Below are 1,312 nucleotides of genomic sequence, written 5' to 3' on the forward strand. Positions count from 1 at the left end.
GGCTTGGCAGTAGGCTTCGATTTTCTGGTGGTCGTCGGTGCCGAAGGCTTCGAGGGTGGAGGCGCCGATCTCGTCGTTGTAGCTGCGGGTCAGCAACCATCCTTGTCGCTCGAAGCGTTTGACCAACCGTCGTGGCAGGGCGCGCAGTACGGCGGTGGCGTCTGCGACTGCGGTTGCGCCGCCGTCTGTGGGGGCTGTGTGGCAGGCGAAGAGCATCAGGCCGGGGAAGGCGGTGGTGTAGCTGAGTTCGTGGTGCATGCACATCGGCTGGTTCTGCGGCCACTTCGACGAGGAGTACACCCCCGGCGCGTAACGCTCCCGGGGCGCGAAACTCTCCCGCTCCGCCATCAAGTCATCGGACAACGCCCGGAACGTGGCTGCCGTCCTGTCCGTGTCACCCAGGCCCAAACCACGGACCAACAGCGCACCATGCTCGGCGAGGGCGGCGCGCAGCGCATCGCGGTGCGTGGCCGCCCACTGCGCCGGGTCCCCGCCGCCCTCGGCGAGCAGGATCGGCGGCCTGCCGGGCTGAACGGCTATGTCGAGCAAGGTCGTTGACTGTGGCAGTGACATGTCGGTGCCTCTCCTGTCCTTGGCCGCTGCGCCTCCGGAGGGGGAGTTGCGCGGCAGCTTTGCCGTATCGGTCCTCTCGGCGGTCATGGGGAATCGGTGCGCAGGACGGCCCGGGCCGCCTCGGTGGGGCGCGTGCGTGGGAAGTAGTGGCCGCCGTCGGGAATCCGGTGCAGTTCCACGTGGTCGGCCAGCAGCCGCCAGTCATGGAGCTGGTGGGTTCCCTCGACGGTGAACGCGTCGTCGTCGGCCAGCACCAGGGTGACTGGCGCGGTGAGCTTGGTGGCGGGTGGGTGCTCCAGGACGTCGGCGAAGTAGCGGTGCGCGGCCACACAGTCATGCCGGTAGGCGGCACCGACGCGCTCGGCGTGCGGAGTGTCCAGCGCACCGAGCGAGCTGAAGGCGCCCGTCGCCCCTGCTGCCTGGCCGTTGCTGTCCGCGCTCAACTCCTTGACGATCTCCGCGTCGCTACGGGCCAGCAGAGCCTTAGCGGCGGCGCGCCGATCGGCCGCGTCACCGAGCAACTGAGCGCCGACGAAGACCCGTTGGACGTGCACCTGGTGTTCCCGCCCCGACTTCTGCCCCGGCCCCTGTCCCTGCTCTTGGAGCAGCTGCGCGGTCGCCACCGCATACGCCGCCCCCGCCGAGTGCCCCCACAACACCACCTCGCCCAGGCCGCGTCCGGCGATCTCGTCGGCGGCCTGCCTGGCTACCTCTTCCAACGGCGCGAACGGTGTCTGGT

2 protein-coding genes are annotated in these 1,312 nt (G+C 69.7%); both read right to left on the minus strand.

Annotated features, from left to right (window positions below; translation table 11 throughout):
• On the minus strand, positions 1-573 hold a 573-nt coding region (locus ACFVFQ_RS38770), incomplete at its 3' end, for a TauD/TfdA family dioxygenase (protein WP_383425428.1).
• An 83-nt stretch (positions 574-656) separates the two neighbouring features.
• The coding region (locus tag ACFVFQ_RS38775) for an alpha/beta fold hydrolase (protein WP_383425430.1) at positions 657-1,312 on the minus strand (656 nt) is incomplete at its 5' end.

Source organism: Streptomyces sp. NPDC057743 (genome assembly GCF_042798755.1).
In the GTDB taxonomy this organism is placed as follows: Bacteria; Actinomycetota; Actinomycetes; order Streptomycetales; family Streptomycetaceae; genus Streptomyces.